The following is a 17,894-nucleotide window of genomic DNA, read 5'->3' as shown; positions in this document are numbered from 1 at the left end:
TGGCCAGACACGCTCCTCGAGGGCGCAAACCTGCACGAAAGCGGCGTGCAAGGACACTTACCGAGTCAGCCGCGGACGTCCGAAAGGTGATGGACGACGTCGTGCAGGCCGTACTGCGCGAGCGTCGCGATGGTGAACCGTGAGCCGTTGCTGCGCCGACCCACCCGTTCCCAGTCCGTAACGCCCTCCAACCGGACGGCGTATTCCTCGCCGGCAGCGGACAGCTCGCCCTGCACGGTCGCCGGATCTTCCGCCGCGTAGTTCTTCTCCGCTGCCGTGCGGTCCTGGTCCCAGTTCGCGAACAGCGGGTCCTCCTCGCGGAGCATCAGATCAGTGCGCTCGGCGAACAGTGCGAAGACATCCCGCACATGGGCTGAGTATTCCAGGGGCGACCAGGTGGCGGCGTCGGGCCTGCCCGCAACGTCGGGTCGCTCGAGCACCGTCCGCCAGCGCGGCAGGTCTGCCCGGATGCGGTCCGGAATGTCGGCGGGAGGAAACGCTCCTGCCTCGAAACCGCACTCCCCGCAGGGGCGCTCCAGCACCCAGGTCCAGTCCTTCGAATCGGGTTCAATCGGCATTCACGAAGCGTACCGCGCGGCGAAAGAATCCAACCGGGTCTTGCCACAAACCACTTTGTACTGCAAACTAGTTTGTATGAACCAGCCAAGGAACGTGGACACCGACAGCGAGCAGCCCCTCGACCTCCAACGGGCGCTCGCCCTGGTCTCCGATGCGGAAACGAAGGCCCGCAAGCAGTTGCACGGAAACGACGCCCTGATCTACCTGGTCTGGGGAATCGTGTGGCTGCTCGGATTCGGCGCCCTGCATGGTTCCCGCTTCGGCTGGCTGCCGCTGGAGTATGTTGTCGCGCTCAGCTTCGCCGCGGCCGTCATGGCCGTCGGCGTCATCGCCACTATCCTGCTGGTGGCCAAGCACAGCAGCGGCGTCCGCGGACACTCGACTTTCATCGGCACCGTCTACGGGATCGCATGGATGCTCGGCTTCGCGGTAGTGGCGGTGCTCAGTGGCACTATCGGCGTCGCGGTGGACGATTTCTGGGTCCGGGGGATGCTGATCAACAGCATCGCCGTCCTGGTGGTCGGCCTGATGTACATCACCGGTGGCGCAATGTTCAACGACCGCACCCAGATCTTCATGGGCGCCTGGTTCCTCATCATCGACTTCATCGCGATCATCACCGGCCCCGAGCGCTTCCTGACGGTCTTCTTCATCTTCGGCTCAGGCGGCTTCCTCGTAGGCGCCGCTATCGTCACCCTTCGGCAGCGTCGGAGCAGCAGCCATGCCTGACCTCGACCCCGTCATCCACGCCGAATCCCGCCTTCGCGCCATCACTACCCTGAACGAGGTCGGCGAGCGCAACCGGATCGCGTTCACCAAACTGCAGAAGCTCCTGGAGATGACTGCCGGCAACCTCTCCACCCACCTCCGAAAACTGGAGGACGCCGGTTACGTGACCGTCTCCAAGACGATCGAAGGCCGCACGCCGGCCACCTATGTTGCCATCACTCCCGCCGGCACAGCGGCCTACGCCGCCTACCGCGCAGCGCTCCACGAACTGCTTTCAGCCCAACTCACGGAGAAATCATGACCTCGACTTCCCTGACCGGCACCACCACCAGTACGACGACGGCGCTCGCCTCCGCAGACTCCGTCTCCAAGTCTTTCGGCGGCGTCACCGCGCTCGATTCGGTCTCCCTCGACATCCGCCCGGGTGAATCAGTGGGACTCCTCGGCCCGAACGGCGCCGGCAAGTCGACGCTGATCAGCCTCTTCTGCGGCCTGCGCCGGCCCGATTCCGGCAGCGTCACACTGTTCGGCGGGACACCTTCCGCACCCCAGTCCCGGCACAAACTCGGCATCACGCCGCAGGCCACAGCAGTTCCGCAAACACTGCGGGTGAGCGAAGCGGTCAACTTCATAGCCGCGCATTATGCGGACCCCATCCCCACCGACGAGTTACTGGCGGACTTCGGTCTCGAATCGACTGCCCGCCAGCAGTGCGGCGGTCTATCCGGCGGACAGCAGCGCCGGCTCCTCGTCGCGTTGGCCATGGTCGGCAGGCCGGAGCTCGTCATCCTCGACGAACCGACCACCGGCCTTGACGTCGACGCCCGGGAAACCCTCTGGCGCAGCCTGAAGGAATACCGGCGCACCGGCGGAACGCTCCTCATCACCAGCCACTACCTGGAGGAAATCCAGGCACTGTCGGGCCGGGTGGTCGTCATGGACCACGGCAGTGTCATAGCCGACGGCACAGTGGATGAGATCCGCAGCCGGGTGGCAGTGAGCAAGGTGTCGTTCCGGACGGACCTGCCGCCGTCGTCGTTCGCGGCCTTCCCCCACGCGACCGACTGCACAGCCGACGACGGCCGCGTCACCATCGTCACGCACGACGCCGACGCAACCGTCCGCGAGCTCGTCCAGCGTGCAATGCCGTTCAGCCAGCTCGAAGTCCGGGGCGCGAGCCTCGAAGAAGCCTTCCTCGCACTCACCGCCAAGGAGCGATCATGACCACCGCAGCAGCACCCACCCGACTGTCGCTGATCAAGACCCATGCGACCGCGCAGATCCTCGAGCAGCTCCGGATCCCGGTGGCGGTGATCTCCTCGGTCATTTTCCCCGCGCTCGCACTGTTGTTCTTCGTGGTCCCGCAGCAGGGCGTCGTCGAAGACCCAGCAGCGTCCCTGCAGGCGGTCGCCCAGCTCGCCCTGTTCGGAGTGATGAGTTCGTTCCTGTTCAACTATGGGATCGGTGTCGCTGAGGAGCGGCAGAACCCGTGGAGCTCCTATGTGCGGACGCTGCCTGTAGGGCCCCTGCCGGGTACGCTTGCGCGGGCTATGACGGCCATGCTGTTTGCGCTGCTGTCGCTGATTCCCGTACTGATCCTCGGCTGGCTGCTCACTGCCGCGCCCGAGGCCTTCACGAGCGGCGACCTGCCCTGGTGGCGGATTCCGGTGTCGGTGGTTGTGTGGCTACTGTGCGGGCTGCCGTTCCTGATGCTCGGACTGTTCATCGGGTACATGTGCACGTCGAAGGTGGCGATTGCCGTGACGCAGGTGGTGTTCTTCCCGCTGGCGTTTGCGGGCGGGATGATGCTGCCGCCGTTCCTGTTCCCCGGCTGGTTGAACACGCTGTCCCTGTTCCTGCCCTCGCGGGCGGCACGTGATCTGGCCGTCTTCACGCTCAGCGGTGACGGGCTCCATGCAACGACGATCCTCTGTATCACCGCATGGACCCTGCTGCTTGGCATGCTGGCGCTGTGGGCGAACCGGCGTGACCAGGGCCGCCGCTTCCGGTAACGCTTAGGGTGGGAACCATGGCGGAAATGAAGAGCTGGCAGTCCATGGTCGAGTCCAACAAGGCCCTGCTGCTGCGCACCACCGGGCACGACGTCGGCACCTGGGTTGAGCGGGCACGCGTTGCCGGCGTCGACTCCCGGGAAGCGCTCCTCGCCTGGCTGGCCTCACAGGACATCACCGGCTACAGCGCGATGGCGGTGGAATGGGAGCTCCTCGGGTACCCGGAGACATTCCTGCGCTCAGCCGATGAGCTGCTGGCCGGGCAGTACGCGGACCGGCCTGCGCTGCGGCCCATCGCCGACAGGGTGCTTGCCTGGGCTGCGGCGGCTGAGAACGTCGAGATACAGCTGCGCAAGACCTACGCATCGCTGCAGACGTCCCGGCGGAAGTTCGCGCAGCTCACCCCGGCCAGCAAGACAACGGTTGACCTGTTCTTCCGGACCGCCATTGCCTCCGAACCACGACTCGAGGCCCTCACGCCGCGGGCGGATGACCCGTTCCGCTACCGGGTGCGGCTCAAGAGCGAGAACGACGTCGACGACGCCCTGCTGGCCACGCTCAACGCTGCCCGGGACGAGAGTCTCTAGCCCGACCCTTCAACTCGCGCAGCTCCCGCTCAGCTTCCTCCCGGGACTCAAGCTCCTCGAATGCGCGGTCGAGCTTCGCGGAATTGGGATCCGACCAGTCGATTTCCTCCTGCGCCGCCTGGCGGTGGCGAAGACGGCGGGCTTCCTCCTCGGCTTCCCGGGCGGCGCGGGCTGCCTCGATGCTGCTGCCTGCCGTTGCCGACACCGCGCCCTGCATGGTCTGCGCGGCCTGCGTTGCACCGTGCTGCGCCTTCAACGACTGGTAGCGGACCGTGTTCTCCTGCAGCGCGGTTTCCAGCCGGTACAGGTCGGCTTCCAGCGAGCGCACCTGGTGGTCGACGTCGTCGCGCTGGTGGGTGAGCGAATCGAGCCTCTTGCGTACCTCAATGCCGCGCTTGAGCGCGTGCCGCGCGGCGTCGTCGTCGTTATTTTGTACCGCCTGCTCCGCCTGGCGGTTCGTTTCGTCCAACTCCGCGGCAGCCTGGCGCGCGAGGGTAGCCACGCGGTGGCGGACTGCGGCGAGGTCTGCAACGCTCCGACGGGCGTGGTCGAGCTGTTCCTCCTGATGGCGCTGGGAACTGCTGAGCGCGGCGATTGGATCAACCGGCTCAGACGCGTTGCGGCGGGCGGTGATGATCCGGGTGATACGGCGTCGGACGGACACTGGTTCTACGCCCGCCGGGTGCCGGAACCGTAGGCTGTGCTCCACGTGCGGAGGGCGCCGATCTCCATGGTGAGGCGCGACGTCGCACGGTTGAGGTGGGCGCTGCCGGAGGCGTTGTGCACTTCGAGCAGTGTACGGCGGAGGTCCGCGGAAAGGTTGCAGAGAGACTGAACCTGCTCATCGATGCTGCGGGCAAGCTCCTCGCGGAGGAGCTTGTTCGGCTCCCGTTCAGCGAGGGCAATCCTGTCTCCGAGCACGGATTCCGCGCGAGTCAGATCTTCAGCGGTGGCCGCGAGCTCGCCTGACGGGCACCCCTGTGCAAGGGCTGCGTGGACCGAGCGGCGGGTGGCATCCGTTGAGCGTTCCAACTGCAGGCGCATCCTCGCAAGTTCACGCGACGAAGCGTCCACGGAGAAGGAGCGCACGCGGCCGGAAGTGCGTTGCAGACGGCGGCGGAGGATTCCCGAACGGCGGACGCGCCTGACGAGGAGCCAGGTGCCGGTAGCTGCGGCGATTGCGAGGATACCTAGAACAGATCCAACGACCAGGAGCAGCTGGAGGATTGCATCGAAGAGGGTTTCAGCGGCGTCGGCGAACTCTGAATCAGGCATGTATCCAGTGTGCCGTGGATCGGGCCGACGCGCCACGCGAGTTTCCCGCGAAGTTACTGGGAGGTATCGCGTTACTGGGAGACACCTCGTTACTGGGAGGCACCGCGCCAGATCATCAGCGCCTGGCTGCGCGGACGCGGACGCTGGCCGCGGGCGAGGGTCACAACATCGCCCGCCAGTCCTGCCGCGAATACGCGGCTTGTCTCCGGGTTACGCCGCTGCGCAAGCTCGTCTGTGAGTTCCTGGACGCGGTACTGCAGTGCTGCCACCTGATTCTCGAGTTCCAGGATCCGCTTGATGCCCTCGAGTGAAACACCCTCCTGCGAGAGGCGCTGAACCTCGCGGAGGACGTTGACATCGCGTTGGGAGTAGCGGCGGGCACGGCCCGGGGCCCTGCTCGGCTTCACCAGGCCAAGGCGATCATACTGGCGCAGGGTCTGCGGGTGCATGTCCGCCAACTCCGCCGCAACGGAGATGACATAGATAGGCATGTTGATGTCAACGGCCATTGCGATCTCCTTCACCTGCTACATCCGCATCGACTCTCCAATAGGTGACCGTTTGAGGGCTCAAACGGTCACCTATTGGAGAGTCGATGCGAAACATCTTCTAGAGCCGGGCCTTCTCGGCGAGGCTGCGGCGCGGATCAGCGTCGCCCGTAGCGGCAGCGAAAGCCTCGACCGCCGCGGCTGCATCCTTGTTCAGGTTCTGGGGAACGACGACGTCGATGGTCACCAGTAGGTCCCCGGTCGCCTTCGAGGTCTGCACGCCACGCCCCTTTACCCGCAGGGTGCGGCCCGACGGAGTACCGGCCGGAACCTTCACCTTCACGGTTTCCCCGTTGAGGGTCGGGACTTCGATCTGTGCTCCAAGCGTTGCCTCCGGGAAGGTCACCGGGACGTGGACCCGGATGTTGTCGCCGTCGCGCTGGAAGAACGGGTGCGGCTTCACGCTGACTGCGACCATCAGGTCGCCGTTGCCAGCCGGGCCGGGCTGACCTTTTCCGCGAACCCGGACCTTCTGCCCGTCGCGAATACCCGCCGGGATACGGACATCGATCACCTCACCTGAGGGTTCCCGCAGGCCGATAGTGGTGCCGCGGATTGACCCAGCAAACGATATATTCGTTGACGCGGTGCGATCGGCGCCCTTCCGTGCGGGCGCCTGGTAGCCAGGGAACCCGCCGCCGGAGGGATAGCCCCCGCCTCCGCCGAACAGGTCGGCGAATTCAGGCGGAATGTTCTGTCCGCCACCACCGAAGCCGCCGCCACGGGACCTCCCGGCCGATTGGCCGAACAGGTTGCCGAAAATATCCTCGAACCCGGCACCACCAGCGGGACCACCCGGTCCGCCCGCCGTGAACCTGGCACCGCCGCCCATGGCACGGATGGCGTCATACTGCTGGCGTTCCTCAGGATCGGACAGCACCGAGTAAGCCTCGGAGATGTCCTTGAACATCTTGTCCGAACCGCCCGTGCTCTGGTTCTGGTCCGGGTGATGCTTGCGCGCGAGCTTCCGGTAGGCCTTCTTTATGTCAGCATCGGAGGCGTCCTTGGGCACACCAAGGATCTTGTAGAAGTCTTTATCGACCCAATCCTGACTAGCCATTCGGCGTCTCCTTCAAAGTTATCTCTAGCGTAGGGTGCCGGAATGGCCGGCGTGAGCTCCGAACGGGGGCAACGAACGGTCACCGGCTCCCAACCCTCGCAAGCTCGGGTCGGGGCCCTCGCCGGTTCCCTTAGACTCGCAGAGCTCGCTTCGGAATTTAAAGCCCCCTTCCTCGGAGGACACACCGGCCAGTCTGGTTACTCCGGTACCGCCACAATCACCTGTGCGGCTCGCAGGACGCGGTCGTCCTTTTTGTAGCCCGCACGGAGGATCTGGCTGACACTGTCGAACTGCACGTCCGCACTCGGCTGCTGGATGAGAGCTTCGTGGATGTTCGGGTCGAACTCCACGCCGGTCTCATCGATGCGGGTCAGGCCATAGGTCTTCAAGGCGTTCTCCAGCTTTGTGGAGATCGCCGCGAAGGGACCTTCGGCAAGATCGCCGTGCTGCCGGGCGGCGTCAACGTCATCCAGGACGGGCATCAGGGAGTTCAGGACCCCGATAACTGCCATGTCCCGTGCGACGTCGCGGTCCCGCTCAACCCGTTTGCGATAGTTGACGTACTCGGCCTGCAGACGGAGGAGGTCGTTGCGAAGTTCGGCTTCGACGTCGGTCGCCGGGGCCTCGGCACCGGCCCCATTGAGGATTGCCTCAGCCTGGGCCAGGGCGTCGCCGTCACGGTCTACATCCGGTACGGCTGACTGCCCCTCGGCCCCGGCCTCGGGATCCTGACCGGCACCCTCTGCGGGTGCCGAATCAGGAGCGCCCGAGCCGCCGTCATCAGTGCCGTCGTTCCGCCCACGGACCTTGCCCGTTTCCGGGTCGATCTTCCGGTTGTCGCGGAAACTGACCGGTTCCTGGTGCTCTTCTTCGTTTCCGTGGTGCGGCATGGCTACTTCTTCTCGTCTTCGTCAACGACCTCGGCGTCGACGATGTCTTCATCGTCAGCCTTGGTGCCGTCAGCGCTGGGCTCATCAGTTGCGCCGGAGGGTGCAGCACCGGGGCCGGTGGCCCCTTCCTGCTGGGCCTGCGCGTAAATGGCTTCGCCGAGCTTGGTCTGGGACGCCTGGAGCTTCTCGAAGGCGGCCTTTACCTCATCATCGTTGTCCTGGGACTCAAGAGCCTTCTTGAGGGCGTCGACGTCGGCCTGCACTTCGGTCTTGACCTCCTCGGGCAGCTTGTCCGAGTTGTCGGCGATGAGCTTGTCCGTCGAGTACGCGAGCTGCTCGGCACCATTGCGGGTGTCAGCGGCCTCGCGGCGCTGCTTGTCTTCGGCAGCGTGCTCCTCGGCGTCACGGACCATGCGGTCGATGTCTTCCTTGGAGAGCGACGAACCGCCCGTGATGGTCATGGACTGCTCGGTGCCGGTGCCCTTGTCCTTGGCGGACACGTGGACGATGCCGTTGGCATCGATGTCGAAGGTGACCTCGACCTGTGGGACACCACGCGGAGCAGGCGCGATACCGGTGAGCTCGAACGTGCCCAGCGGCTTGTTGTCCCGGGTGAACTCGCGCTCGCCCTGGAAGACCTGAATGGCAACGGACGGCTGGTTGTCATCGGCGGTGGTGAAGGTTTCACTCCGCTTGGTGGGGATGGCCGTGTTGCGCTCGATCAGGTGCGTCATGACGCCGCCCTTGGTTTCAATGCCGAGGGACAACGGGGTGACGTCGATCAGGAGAACGTCCTTGCGCTCGCCCTTCAGCACGCCTGCCTGGAGAGCAGCGCCAACAGCGACGACCTCATCAGGGTTGACGCCCTTGTTGGGCTCCTTGCCGCCGGCCAGTTCCTTCACGAGCTCCGACACAGCGGGCATACGGGTTGAACCACCGACGAGGACGATGTGATCGATATCCGAAACCTTGATGCCGGCTTCCTTGATGACGTCGTTGAACGGCTTCTTGGTGCGGTCCAGCAGGTCCTTGGTGAGGTCCTGGAACTTGGCACGGCTCAGGTGCTCATCCAGGTGCACCGGACCTTCAGGGGTGACGGAGAGGTACTGAAGCGAGATGTTGGTCGAGCTTGCCGAGGACAGTTCCTTCTTGGCCTGCTCCGCAGCTTCCTTGAGGCGCTGCAGCGCGATCTTGTCCTTGGACAGATCAACACCCTTGGCCTTTGCCTGCGAGAGCAGGAAGTCGACTACGCGCTGATCCCAGTCATCGCCGCCGAGGCGGTTGTCGCCGGCCGTGGCGCGGACCTGGATGGTGGAGAAGTCATCCTCATCCTTACCGACCTCAAGCAGGGAGACGTCGAAGGTGCCGCCACCGAGGTCGAACACGAGAATGAGTTCGTCTTCCTTGCCTTTGTCCAGGCCGTAGGCGAGCGCTGCGGCGGTGGGCTCATTGACGATGCGCAGGACGTTCAGGCCGGAGATCTCGCCGGCCTCCTTGGTGGCCTGGCGCTCGGCGTCGTTGAAGTACGCGGGAACGGTGATGACGGCGTCAGTGACTTTCTCACCCAGGTAGCTCTCGGCGTCGGTCTTCAGCTTCTGAAGGATGCGCGCGGAAATTTCCTGCGGCGTGTAGGTCTTCTCATCAACCTTGATGTCCCAGTCAGTGCCCATGTGGCGCTTGACGGAGGCGATTGTGCGGTCGATGTTGTTGACGGCCTGGCGCTTGGCGATCTCGCCGACCAGGACCTCGCCGCCCTTGGAGAAAGCGACGATGGACGGAGTGGTGCGCGCACCCTCCGCGTTGGCGATGACGGTGGGCTCACCACCCTCAAGTACGGAGACAACGGAGTTGGTTGTCCCGAGGTCAATGCCTACTGCACGTGACATGCGTGTTCCTTTCGACGAGCCGGTGATTGGTAACCATCGGTCAGGGTTGTCAGGGAATCCGCCCAGATTGAGCGTTCTGCACTCAACTATACTCAGCCTGCGTTGCGTGTCAAACCAAACTTGAGCGGGGTTGACTCAAGTGCGTGAAATGAACGGAGAATTCCAGCTCCCGCAGGCCGAATTGCCTATCCAAAACGACGACGGCGGCAGTTGTGCCGGCAGCGAAACGCTCAAGGTGCGCTCCGCGTACGGGTGGGCAGCCCTCCCCATCGCGCCGGCTCACCTTCGGTCCTAGGCTCGATCTTGAGAAGCAGACCTGGAGGGTGGGATATGGCCGGCGAGATAGTTGGTGCGAACGTAGCGCAATTGCGCGTCCTGGCGATGCACTTTGAGGACGCCCAGGAGCGCATTCACACGCTTGCGGGTGTTGTGACGGCCCGCGTGAATCAGCCCGGTTATTGGGGCGGCGACGACGCCGACCGTTTCCGGACTGAATGGAACAACGGACACCGAACGCGGCTGCTCAGCACCCAGACCCTGCTCAGCACCGCTGCCCGCGACCTCCGCCGGAACGCCGACGAGCAGGAGCGCACCAGCGGATCCGATACGGGTACGACGACGGGCGGCCCCGGGGGGTCCTCCGGAGCGCCGGGAAACCCGACAGAACAAGGCTCGTCGGACGATTCATCCGGCGCGCCACTGCTCGGATCACTGAATGCGATCTGGAACGGAATCAATCTAGCCAACGGGGCTCTCGGGCTTGCCGCCCTGCCAGTTGCCATCGCGCGACTGCAAACGATGGGACAACTCGCTGGCAGCTTCGACACTTTGCAGGACGCACTGACGGTCGCGGACCGCGCCCGCAACCTGACCCGCCTGGACGGGCTGCTCAGCGGTGCCGGATGGGCGGATGAAGTGCAACGACTGAGCAACGTCATCCCCGATGCCGGTCTAGCGGGAAGAGTCGGCTGGCTCACCGGCCCCCTAGGCACGGCCGGTAAATTCCTTGGGCCCGCAGGGGTTGTGCTCGGCGGCATCACCACCATCAACGATTTCGCCCAGGGCAATTATGATCGCGGCGTTTACAACGCCATCACTACCGGCCTGGGAACCGCGGCACTTTTCACGCCGCCACCGGCGAACCTCGTTCTTGGAGTTGCTGCCGGCGGCATGGCGCTCGGCCAACTGGTTTATGACAATTGGGATTCGATCGAGTCGGGAATCAGCACTGCGTGGGAGTGGACCGGGGACCGGGTTGAAGACGTCGGAGAAGCTGTGAGCGACGGGGTCGAAGCGATCGGCGACGGGTTGGAAGCGGCCGGCGAAGCACTGTGGCCCTTCTAAAGATCCTTAGTATGAAGCGTGAGAACGTTGCGACTGAAAGGCAACTGCAATGACAACTTCCTCCGAGCGGGTTCCGACCGTCGAAGGGGATACGGACCAGGATCAGGACGCGGTCACCGGGTTCGGCATCTCTGAGATTTCGTACTTGATGTCCTTGGGGAAAGGAAAGAGCGCCGACAAAACCCGCGAGGTGATGCCTGTGGGCGTCGAGGCCTCTTCTCCCGGGCTGATTGCAGCTGGCGCCTCTTCGCTCCTCGCTCGCGGGCTGATCCGGGTAGAAGGCGACCAGGTCCTTCCGACGGCGCTTGCCAACGGCGTCAGCTACCTTCTTGCCTCAGCGCAGCGGTGGACCCAGTTCGGGATATTCCGCGGCGACTCCCTTGACTTCGCCCTCTACCTTCAGGCGCCGCAGATGTCCGCGCTATTTCAGCCGAGGGCTCTCAGCTCGTGGTTCGTGGTGGTGAGGAATCCAGAGCGGACCGACGCGGAGCTCCTACTTGAGTCGATCAAAACCACCATCAGCCGCAGCCCGGAGAGCGTCGTTTTCCTGCGCTCGCACACGCTCGACGATGAGGCGAATCTGTTCGTGAGAGCCGGTGAGGACGGCAACTGGGATGTGGCGACCGTGAGGGAACCGGGGGATCAGGATCGGGATACCGCCGTCAGCACGGCACAGCTGCTCAGCCTGTTGGAGCATCTGACGCAACTGCCGAAAGCCGCTGAGGCTGCGCCGCCGGGAGTTCCACATGCATAGCCGATACTTCACGCCGCGCCAGTGGAACCCCTACGTTCCGGCAGAGCTCAAGGAACCCTTTGCGTGGGCACATCGGGATGACCCCGTGCAGCGCCGATCCAACGTTGACGGTGTGCAGTTCCCCTTCCGCTCGCCGCTTGCAATACTCCTCTGCGGCTGCGTCCTCCTGGTTCTGAGCATCATCGGAATCACGCTTCTGTCCTTTTCAACCGCCAGCGCCGGTATGACAGTACTTGCGGGAGTGTTCTTCATCGGTGGCAGCGTGTTCGTTGTGTACATCGGCGTGGCGCGGATGCGCTGGGAGCGAAGATTCACTCAGCGAATGGGATTCTCGCCGTTCGATCGCCGACCGACCGACGTCCCTGGCCTGGCTCAGCGTACCGACCCGCTCTGATCGACAGCCGAGGGTGCACAAGACCGTCACTGCAATCGACCGTAGGCGTCCGTGCGGGAACCTTTTTCATCCAGCCGGTGTGATTGTGTAGACGAGAACCTTGCGCGGCTCCCCCTCGTCCCAGTGCAGTTCCATCTGAACGCCCGGGCCAAGCTTGGAACCAATCGGGAAGTTGGTACCGTGCGCGTCTTCCGGACTGGATTCCACGTTCGAGGTCCAATTTTCGACTTTGGAAGGGTCAACCCCATACTTCTCGACAGACGCGTTCACTTCGGCAACCAGCGCCTGGTCGTCCTCGAAAACGCGGAATAGCGTCAGGTAGTCGATCGTGTCCCACCCGGAAGCCGTAAACAGTTTCAGGGTAGGCGTCTCGATAGTTGTTTCGCCATTGGCACCCTTGATCGTGACAGCGATGGGTTCAGACTCGTCCATCGCGATCATCGGAGCGATATCATCCGCAGTGAGTCCTATATCGGCCCTGGTCAACTCACCGTCAGTTAGATCAAAGGTCGCCGTGCGCGACTCCTTGATCGCCTCAATACCGGCCTCGTCCATGGGCGAGGAACCTGCTGCTGTCAGTTTCACTGTCGTTTCTTCTCCTGGGGAGGCGTCGGATGCGCCGCAGGCGGCGAGGGTGAATACAAGGAGCAACGGCACCATAAGCTGCCGAACTGAGCGCAAAGGCGTCACTGGTTGACCTCAACGTCGAATCCGGCAAGTATCCGCGCGGTGATCTCATCTATGTTGTTGATCGGCCGGTTGGCCTGGAGCCTGTCATTGAAGTTCGATTCCACGATCCGCGCAGCTTCCTCTGGATTGGTTCGGAGCAGTTCCTGATAGGCAGGCAGGGTGTCCTGCTGGATGAGCGCCCAGCGGTCTGCCTGGTTTGCGATGTTTCCATCGGGAAGACCGGTAGTCCAGTCAACGCTACCCTGCACCGGATTGTCGCGACCGAAGATGGTTTCCGGCCCAGGGGATTCGATTGAACCGTCTACCGGAAAAATCTCCGGGTAACTCCTGGCACCCGGAATCGATGGCTCCCCCACCAGACTCAAACCCCAAGTGACCACGTCACCGGTAACCTGACGGTCCTGCATGGCCTGATAGTTGTCGACGATGATCTCGTTCTGCTCGCGGTCGAGAAGCGCTTCGTTACCGCGACTAATACGAGCCGGGTCTCTCGAGTCGATGTCCGCCCAGGCCTGCCCCATTGTTGGTGTCATTGAACCGGCTTCCACCAGGCGCTCGATCTGTTCCATTCCGCCCTCTGTGTAGGCCTGGTGCATCATCGCCTGGTCAAGGAAGATTTCCTTCTGCATGGACAGCAGCTCGGTTTCGTAGAATTCCAGCTCGGAATCGGGAAGTGAAGCCAATTGGTCCAGACGTTCGCGAACGTCGTCGGGCATTGGGATGTCGTCCGGGATATCACCCGCCGCCTGCGCAGTGTCCCGCATCAGGTCGAGGTCATAGAACCCGCCTGCGAAGGAGGGCCCAATCATGTTCGCCATTCCCGCCCACTGCAGGTCCGGGTTTTCAAGGAAGAGCCGTCCGTAGTATTCGTATACCTCGGTGATGGTCTCCGCATTGGCTTCGGTTCCAAGTTCGGGGCGCCACGCCGCCGAATCGATACCCGCTTCACGCATAGCGTTGTCGTTCCAGTAGTTGATCAGGAAGTTCTCATAGGCCTCCGAGTCTGCCACCAAGTCCCCGTTATCAAACGCCGCGTCGAGGGCCGCCTTGGCAGCTTCAGGATTCTCCTGCATCCACTGGCGGAACTCTTCAGACTGAAGGTACTCCTCCCGCTCCTCGGGAGTCATGTCCGCAAGACGGGATTCGAGCTCCTGCCGGGCGGCAGCTTCCTGCGGCGTCAGCCCGCCGTCGCCTGCCGACCCGGATCCGCTGCCGCCGCCGTCATCGTCGCTTGTTCCCGCCTGCTGGGCGGCCTGCTCAACCAGCGTCCTGCCGGCGAGCGCCAGCGCCTCGGCGATACCCACCAGCCGCGGCGCAAGCGAGGTGGCCCAGCGCTCCCGGAAACGCGCGGCGTCTGGCCCGTGCCAGGGCACGCCCTGAAGGATCGAGGAGCAGTGCTGTGTGGTGGTTCGGATATTGTCGCCCGAGCTGCCCATGACAGCAGCCAACCGTTCGAGCTGCTCAAGGTTTGCGCCCAACATTCCGTCGCCGGTACCCACGTGATCTCCTGTACGGCCCCCATCGGGCACTTCCGTGCGGCGCCGGATGCGCTGCCTCATTCACACTAGGTGCGGGCCGGCGGGGCTGTCGATGGATACCTCTACCCAGAAACGTCCGCGAGGGTGTCCGCGCGATGCCGCGCGCCGTCGTCGTCGTTCTTCCCAAGCTTGGAGGGCCACCAGATGGCGCGGCCCACGTCGTAGGCCAACGCCGGAACCAGCAGCGAACGCACCACGACGGTGTCCAGCAGAACCCCGAACGCAACAATGAAGGCGATCTGCGCGAGGAACAGGATCGGGATGACCCCGAGCGCCGCAAAGGTCGCCGCGAGGACAATCCCGGCGGACGTAATGACCCCACCGGTGACGCCCAGCCCGCGCACGATGCCCGGCCGCGTGCCGATCCGCAGCGATTCCTCCCGGACCCGGGTCATCAGGAAGATGTTGTAGTCCACGCCGAGGGCCACCAGGAACACGAACCCGAACAGCGGAACCGACGCGTCCGCGCCGTCGAACCCGAGGATGTTGTTGAACACGAGCGCCGAGACACCGAGTGCCGTTGCATAGGACAGCACCACGGACCCGATCAGCAGCACCGGCGCGAGCACCGAGCGGAGCAGCAGCATGAGAATCACCAGGATGACTGCGAGGACAATCGGGATGATCTTCACCAGGTCCGCCTGCGCCGTCACGTTCGTATCGAGCGCCACCGCAGTCACACCGCCCACCAGCGCCTCGGGGCTGACCGCATCCAGGCTGGTCCGGAGCTGCTGCACCACGTTCTCGGCCTCGGCGGAGTCGGCCTGGTAAGCGAGCGTCGCCCGCAGCAGCACATTGCCATCGCGTACGACGACGGCGCCGGCAGGGTCCGCGGTCACGCTCGCCTCGGTGATGCCCTCCTGCGCCTCGAGGACCTCCAGAGCGGCATCCTGGGAGCCGTCCGGGGCAACGATCGTGACGGGGCTTCCCGCGCCGGCGTCGAAGTGGCGGGCCAGCGCTTCCTGACCGTCCACGGCGTTGGACGGTGCCAGGATGAGCGAGGACTGGGGCACACCGTTGGCCTGCAATTGCAGCAAACCGAGCGATCCCGCCGCCAGGACCAGGAAGGACGCTATCCAGACCGGCCGGGCATGGCGCGAGATCAGCCGCGCAACCCCGAGCCAGATGCCGCGAAGGCCCTCCAGCCCGGTCGCATTTTCCGCATACGCCTCAGCGGGGTGAGTGCCGGCTTTGGGCCGTAGCGGCCAGAATGCGGACCGGCCGAAGAGCAGCAGCAACGCCGGGAGCAGCGAGAGCGCCGCCAGCAACGAGAAGACAATGCCGATGGCCGTGATCGGTCCCAGGCTCCGGTTTGAATTCAGGTCCGAGAACAGCAGGCACAACAGCGCGAGGATCACCGTCGCACCGGAGGCAACAATAGGCTCCACCGAAGCGCGGTACGCCACCTTCATGGCATCCCATTTGGAGCCGTATTCGGTGAGGGCCTCACGGAAGCGCGCCACCAGCAGGAGGGCGTAGTCCGTTGCTGCCCCGATCACCAGGATCGACAGGATGCCCTGGCTCTGGCCGCTGAGCTGGATCCACCCCCAGCTGGCGAGGGCATAGACCAGCAGAATCGACGTCGCGAGCGCAAACACCGAGGTGAACAGGACCAGGAACGGCAGCACCAGCGACCGGTACACGGCCAACAGGATCAGGAAGACAGCACCCAAAGCCACAGCGAGCAGGATCCCGTCGATGCCGCCGAAGGCGCTCACGAGGTCGGCGGTGAACCCGGCAGGTCCCGTGACGTAACCCTTCGCGCCGTCGGGCAGCTCAGCCTGAAGCACAGCGCGAAGTTCGCTGACCACTTCGCCCAGCTCGGCGTCGCCGGACACTGACGCCACGTACTGGACGGCAAGGCCGTCCCCGGAAGGAATAGGCCCGACGACGGCCGGCTGGCCCTCGGCAGCAGCCTCCAGCCCCGGGGTCTCCGCGAGAGTATCGGCGAGCGCCTCATACTGGCTTAGTTCCTGCGGCGGGATCCGGGTGTCAGATTCGACCACGACGACGGCGGGAACCGCCCCCGAGTCGGTGAAAGCCTCCTGTAACTGCCCCGCTTTTGTGGACTCGGCGCTCGCGGGCAGGAAGGACGCCTGGTCATTGCTGCTGACCTCATCGAGTTTGCCGAACGTCGGACCGCCGAAGCCCGCTCCGATCAACCACAGCACCACGACGAACGCCGGCAGCACCGCCCGCACCCATTTCCTGTTGAACATGTCAGCCCTTCTCAATTTACCTCTACAAACAACTATATCCATCATGGAGATATTTGGTGCATGTCCTAATCTGGACACAAAGAAGGTGAGAGATGTCCCCCACTGCCCTACCGGAGCTAATGGCGCTGCTGCAGCAGTTCACGGTCGAGACGGACCGCTATGTCGACACCGTCAGCGCCCGCGATGCCCTGCACCGCACGGACCTCAACGCGCTCGGGATCATGATGGGTGCCGCGAGGGCAGGCGTGACAGTGACACCGGGGGTGCTCCGGCAGGCGCTGAATCTCAGCTCGCCCGCCACAACGGCCCTGGTCGACAGGCTGGACCGTGCCGGTCACGTACGGCGGGCGCGCAGTTCGGTTGACCGCCGGCAAGTACACCTGGAGATGACGGAGAAGGCCCTTGCCACGGGGTCCGCCCTCTTCTCACCGCTGGCGCGTAGCGTTGAACTTTCACTCGAGGATTTCTCCCAGGATGAACTCGAGTTACTGGGAGCGATGATGCGCAGGGTCACCGACGCAACCGTCCAGGCGCGTCAACAGGCGAGCGGCCAGCCGCCGGAGTAGCCTCATCTCCATGAGCGACGAGGTGTACTCCCACGGTCATCACTCGAGCGTCACCAGTGCCCACGCCGCACGTCGGGCCGCTGACTCCGCCGGCTACCTGCTCGATCATCTTTCCTCCGGTATGGACCTGCTCGACGTCGGCTGCGGTCCGGGCAGCATCACGGCCGACTTCGCGGCACTCCTCGATCCCGGCCGCGTGATTGGCTTGGACCGTTCCGCCGATGTCGTTGCGCAAGCGGAAAGAACCTACGCGGGGATTGACAATCTGTCCTTTCGCACCGGCAACGTCTATGACCTCGATCTGCCGGACGAATCCGTGGACGTTGTTCACGCACACCAGGTACTGCAGCACCTGACAGACCCGGTGGCGGCCCTGCGCGAAATGCGGCGGGTCACGCGGCCCGGCGGCGTCATCGCCGTTCGCGAGGCTGACTTTCATGCGATGGCCTGGTACCCGCCCACCCCGGAATTGGACGAGTGGATGGATACCTACCAGCGGCTCGCGCGTAGCAACCGCGCCGAGCCCAACGCGGGACGGCACCTCCTGGCCTGGGCGCACGAAGCAGGCCTGACCGACGTGGAGGCATCGTCGTCGAACTGGTTGTACGCAACCCCGGAGCGACGGCGCTGGCATGCGGGAGCATGGGCCGAGCTGGTGCTGATTTCGGCATTCGCGGAGCAGACCCTCGATCGTGGCCTGGCAGACCGCGCGGCGCTGGAGCGGATGGCCGCGGGGTGGCGGCGCTGGGGAGAATCAACTGACGGTTGGTTCCTCATTCCGTGCGGGGAGATCCTCGTACGGGTGTAATACCTGGCAAGCTAG

At 64.3% G+C, this 17,894-nt stretch carries 21 protein-coding genes; 11 read left to right on the top strand and 10 right to left on the bottom strand.

Annotation, left to right across the window (positions count from 1 at the left end):
- Nucleotides 1–65: 65 nt before the first annotated feature.
- Complete coding sequence (locus ACX80C_RS05585; protein WP_459325288.1) at nucleotides 66–578, bottom strand: DinB family protein; 513 nt, start codon at nucleotides 576–578, stop codon at nucleotides 66–68.
- Nucleotides 579–654: 76 nt separating this feature from the next.
- Here ACX80C_RS05585 and ACX80C_RS05580 point away from each other — a divergent pair, with 76 nt between their 5' ends.
- Genes ACX80C_RS05580 through ACX80C_RS05560 form a run of 5 tightly spaced genes read left to right on the top strand, consistent with a single transcriptional unit; the run spans nucleotide 655 to nucleotide 3,907 of the window.
- Nucleotides 655–1,308: a hypothetical protein gene (locus ACX80C_RS05580; protein ID WP_459325287.1), complete on the top strand. Its 654-nt coding sequence runs from the start codon at nucleotides 655–657 to the stop codon at nucleotides 1,306–1,308.
- Nucleotides 1,301–1,609: a transcriptional regulator gene (locus ACX80C_RS05575; RefSeq protein WP_167994651.1), complete on the top strand. Its 309-nt coding sequence runs from the start codon at nucleotides 1,301–1,303 to the stop codon at nucleotides 1,607–1,609. Before ACX80C_RS05580 ends, ACX80C_RS05575 begins: the two co-directional genes overlap by 8 nt.
- A complete protein-coding gene (locus ACX80C_RS05570; protein WP_459325286.1) occupies nucleotides 1,606–2,532 on the top strand; it encodes an ABC transporter ATP-binding protein in 927 nt (308 codons plus the stop codon). The genes ACX80C_RS05575 and ACX80C_RS05570 overlap by 4 nt, the downstream gene beginning before the upstream one ends.
- On the top strand, nucleotides 2,529–3,320 hold the full coding sequence (locus ACX80C_RS05565) for an ABC transporter permease (protein WP_459325285.1): 792 nt from the start codon (nucleotides 2,529–2,531) through the stop codon (nucleotides 3,318–3,320). The genes ACX80C_RS05570 and ACX80C_RS05565 overlap by 4 nt, the downstream gene beginning before the upstream one ends.
- 17 nt (nucleotides 3,321–3,337) lie before the next feature.
- Entirely contained in the window at nucleotides 3,338–3,907 is a 570-nt protein-coding gene (locus tag ACX80C_RS05560; protein ID WP_459325284.1) for a DUF5655 domain-containing protein, read from the top strand.
- Here ACX80C_RS05560 and ACX80C_RS05555 read toward each other — a convergent pair.
- The 6 genes from ACX80C_RS05555 to dnaK all read right to left on the bottom strand — a co-directional run bounded on the left by ACX80C_RS05555 (nucleotide 3,879) and on the right by dnaK (nucleotide 9,566).
- Entirely contained in the window at nucleotides 3,879–4,571 is a 693-nt protein-coding gene (locus ACX80C_RS05555) for a PspA/IM30 family protein (RefSeq protein WP_459325283.1), read from the bottom strand. The two genes, ACX80C_RS05560 and ACX80C_RS05555, sit on opposite strands and share 29 nt — an antisense overlap.
- A 5-nt stretch (nucleotides 4,572–4,576) precedes the next feature.
- Nucleotides 4,577–5,182: a hypothetical protein gene (locus tag ACX80C_RS05550; protein ID WP_459325282.1), complete on the bottom strand. Its 606-nt coding sequence runs from the start codon at nucleotides 5,180–5,182 to the stop codon at nucleotides 4,577–4,579.
- A gap of 89 nt (nucleotides 5,183–5,271) precedes the next feature.
- Nucleotides 5,272–5,691: a heat shock protein transcriptional repressor HspR gene (locus ACX80C_RS05545; protein ID WP_459325280.1), complete on the bottom strand. Its 420-nt coding sequence runs from the start codon at nucleotides 5,689–5,691 to the stop codon at nucleotides 5,272–5,274.
- A gap of 100 nt (nucleotides 5,692–5,791) precedes the next feature.
- Nucleotides 5,792–6,790, bottom strand: a complete 999-nt coding sequence (locus ACX80C_RS05540) for a DnaJ C-terminal domain-containing protein (protein WP_459325279.1) — start codon at nucleotides 6,788–6,790, stop codon at nucleotides 5,792–5,794.
- Nucleotides 6,791–6,987: 197 nt separating this feature from the next.
- Nucleotides 6,988–7,680 carry a nucleotide exchange factor GrpE gene (locus tag ACX80C_RS05535; RefSeq protein WP_459325278.1) on the bottom strand — a complete coding sequence of 231 codons (693 nt, stop codon included), beginning with the start codon at nucleotides 7,678–7,680 and terminating at the stop codon, nucleotides 6,988–6,990.
- Between the two features lie 2 nt (nucleotides 7,681–7,682).
- Entirely contained in the window at nucleotides 7,683–9,566 is a 1,884-nt protein-coding gene (dnaK, locus tag ACX80C_RS05530; protein ID WP_459325276.1) for a molecular chaperone DnaK, read from the bottom strand.
- A gap of 148 nt (nucleotides 9,567–9,714) precedes the next feature.
- Between dnaK and ACX80C_RS05525 the strand changes: the two genes are divergently transcribed.
- The 4 genes from ACX80C_RS05525 to ACX80C_RS05510 are packed head-to-tail and all read left to right on the top strand — an operon-like array spanning nucleotide 9,715 to nucleotide 12,058.
- Nucleotides 9,715–9,861 carry a hypothetical protein gene (locus ACX80C_RS05525; RefSeq protein WP_459325275.1) on the top strand — a complete coding sequence of 49 codons (147 nt, stop codon included), beginning with the start codon at nucleotides 9,715–9,717 and terminating at the stop codon, nucleotides 9,859–9,861.
- 35 nt (nucleotides 9,862–9,896) lie between these two features.
- Nucleotides 9,897–10,910 carry a hypothetical protein gene (locus tag ACX80C_RS05520; protein WP_459325273.1) on the top strand — a complete coding sequence of 338 codons (1,014 nt, stop codon included), beginning with the start codon at nucleotides 9,897–9,899 and terminating at the stop codon, nucleotides 10,908–10,910.
- A gap of 49 nt (nucleotides 10,911–10,959) precedes the next feature.
- On the top strand, nucleotides 10,960–11,664 hold the full coding sequence (locus tag ACX80C_RS05515; RefSeq protein ID WP_459325272.1) for a hypothetical protein: 705 nt from the start codon (nucleotides 10,960–10,962) through the stop codon (nucleotides 11,662–11,664).
- Complete coding sequence (locus ACX80C_RS05510; protein WP_459325270.1) at nucleotides 11,657–12,058, top strand: hypothetical protein; 402 nt, start codon at nucleotides 11,657–11,659, stop codon at nucleotides 12,056–12,058. The genes ACX80C_RS05515 and ACX80C_RS05510 overlap by 8 nt, the downstream gene beginning before the upstream one ends.
- Before the next feature lie 66 nt (nucleotides 12,059–12,124).
- On the opposite strand, the gene ACX80C_RS05505 is transcribed toward ACX80C_RS05510, so the two are convergent.
- From ACX80C_RS05505 to ACX80C_RS05495, 3 genes are all read right to left on the bottom strand, one after another.
- Nucleotides 12,125–12,643 carry a hypothetical protein gene (locus ACX80C_RS05505; RefSeq protein WP_459325269.1) on the bottom strand — a complete coding sequence of 173 codons (519 nt, stop codon included), beginning with the start codon at nucleotides 12,641–12,643 and terminating at the stop codon, nucleotides 12,125–12,127.
- A gap of 101 nt (nucleotides 12,644–12,744) precedes the next feature.
- Nucleotides 12,745–14,247 carry a DUF2515 family protein gene (locus ACX80C_RS05500; RefSeq protein ID WP_459325268.1) on the bottom strand — a complete coding sequence of 501 codons (1,503 nt, stop codon included), beginning with the start codon at nucleotides 14,245–14,247 and terminating at the stop codon, nucleotides 12,745–12,747.
- Between the two features lie 101 nt (nucleotides 14,248–14,348).
- Nucleotides 14,349–16,505 carry an MMPL family transporter gene (locus ACX80C_RS05495; protein ID WP_459325267.1) on the bottom strand — a complete coding sequence of 719 codons (2,157 nt, stop codon included), beginning with the start codon at nucleotides 16,503–16,505 and terminating at the stop codon, nucleotides 14,349–14,351.
- A 92-nt stretch (nucleotides 16,506–16,597) separates the two neighbouring features.
- Here ACX80C_RS05495 and ACX80C_RS05490 point away from each other — a divergent pair, with 92 nt between their 5' ends.
- Nucleotides 16,598–17,071 carry a MarR family winged helix-turn-helix transcriptional regulator gene (locus ACX80C_RS05490; RefSeq protein ID WP_459325266.1) on the top strand — a complete coding sequence of 158 codons (474 nt, stop codon included), beginning with the start codon at nucleotides 16,598–16,600 and terminating at the stop codon, nucleotides 17,069–17,071.
- A gap of 10 nt (nucleotides 17,072–17,081) precedes the next feature.
- Nucleotides 17,082–17,879 carry a methyltransferase domain-containing protein gene (locus ACX80C_RS05485; protein WP_459325265.1) on the top strand — a complete coding sequence of 266 codons (798 nt, stop codon included), beginning with the start codon at nucleotides 17,082–17,084 and terminating at the stop codon, nucleotides 17,877–17,879.
- Nucleotides 17,880–17,894 lie beyond the last annotated feature (15 nt).

The organism is Arthrobacter tecti, from assembly GCF_054511355.1.
Note: the sequence above shows the minus strand (reverse complement) of the source record. Positions and strands in the feature narration are given on the sequence as shown.

What these genes read in the sequence shown, in the direction of transcription:
- ACX80C_RS05585 (WP_459325288.1), bottom strand. Translation starts at nt 578, where the DNA reads ATGCCGATTGAACCCGATTCGAAGGACTGGACCTGGGTGCTGGAGCGC.
- ACX80C_RS05580 (WP_459325287.1), top strand. Translation starts at nt 655, where the DNA reads ATGAACCAGCCAAGGAACGTGGACACCGACAGCGAGCAGCCCCTCGAC.
- ACX80C_RS05575 (WP_167994651.1), top strand. Translation starts at nt 1,301, where the DNA reads ATGCCTGACCTCGACCCCGTCATCCACGCCGAATCCCGCCTTCGCGCC.
- ACX80C_RS05570 (WP_459325286.1), top strand. Translation starts at nt 1,606, where the DNA reads ATGACCTCGACTTCCCTGACCGGCACCACCACCAGTACGACGACGGCG.
- ACX80C_RS05565 (WP_459325285.1), top strand. Translation starts at nt 2,529, where the DNA reads ATGACCACCGCAGCAGCACCCACCCGACTGTCGCTGATCAAGACCCAT.
- ACX80C_RS05560 (WP_459325284.1), top strand. Translation starts at nt 3,338, where the DNA reads ATGGCGGAAATGAAGAGCTGGCAGTCCATGGTCGAGTCCAACAAGGCC.
- ACX80C_RS05550 (WP_459325282.1), bottom strand. Translation starts at nt 5,182, where the DNA reads ATGCCTGATTCAGAGTTCGCCGACGCCGCTGAAACCCTCTTCGATGCA.
- ACX80C_RS05545 (WP_459325280.1), bottom strand. Translation starts at nt 5,691, where the DNA reads ATGGCCGTTGACATCAACATGCCTATCTATGTCATCTCCGTTGCGGCG.
- ACX80C_RS05540 (WP_459325279.1), bottom strand. Translation starts at nt 6,790, where the DNA reads ATGGCTAGTCAGGATTGGGTCGATAAAGACTTCTACAAGATCCTTGGT.
- ACX80C_RS05535 (WP_459325278.1), bottom strand. Translation starts at nt 7,680, where the DNA reads ATGCCGCACCACGGAAACGAAGAAGAGCACCAGGAACCGGTCAGTTTC.
- dnaK (WP_459325276.1), bottom strand. Translation starts at nt 9,566, where the DNA reads ATGTCACGTGCAGTAGGCATTGACCTCGGGACAACCAACTCCGTTGTC.
- ACX80C_RS05525 (WP_459325275.1), top strand. Translation starts at nt 9,715, where the DNA reads ATGAACGGAGAATTCCAGCTCCCGCAGGCCGAATTGCCTATCCAAAAC.
- ACX80C_RS05520 (WP_459325273.1), top strand. Translation starts at nt 9,897, where the DNA reads ATGGCCGGCGAGATAGTTGGTGCGAACGTAGCGCAATTGCGCGTCCTG.
- ACX80C_RS05515 (WP_459325272.1), top strand. Translation starts at nt 10,960, where the DNA reads ATGACAACTTCCTCCGAGCGGGTTCCGACCGTCGAAGGGGATACGGAC.
- ACX80C_RS05510 (WP_459325270.1), top strand. Translation starts at nt 11,657, where the DNA reads ATGCATAGCCGATACTTCACGCCGCGCCAGTGGAACCCCTACGTTCCG.
- ACX80C_RS05495 (WP_459325267.1), bottom strand. Translation starts at nt 16,505, where the DNA reads ATGTTCAACAGGAAATGGGTGCGGGCGGTGCTGCCGGCGTTCGTCGTG.
- ACX80C_RS05490 (WP_459325266.1), top strand. Translation starts at nt 16,598, where the DNA reads ATGTCCCCCACTGCCCTACCGGAGCTAATGGCGCTGCTGCAGCAGTTC.
- ACX80C_RS05485 (WP_459325265.1), top strand. Translation starts at nt 17,082, where the DNA reads ATGAGCGACGAGGTGTACTCCCACGGTCATCACTCGAGCGTCACCAGT.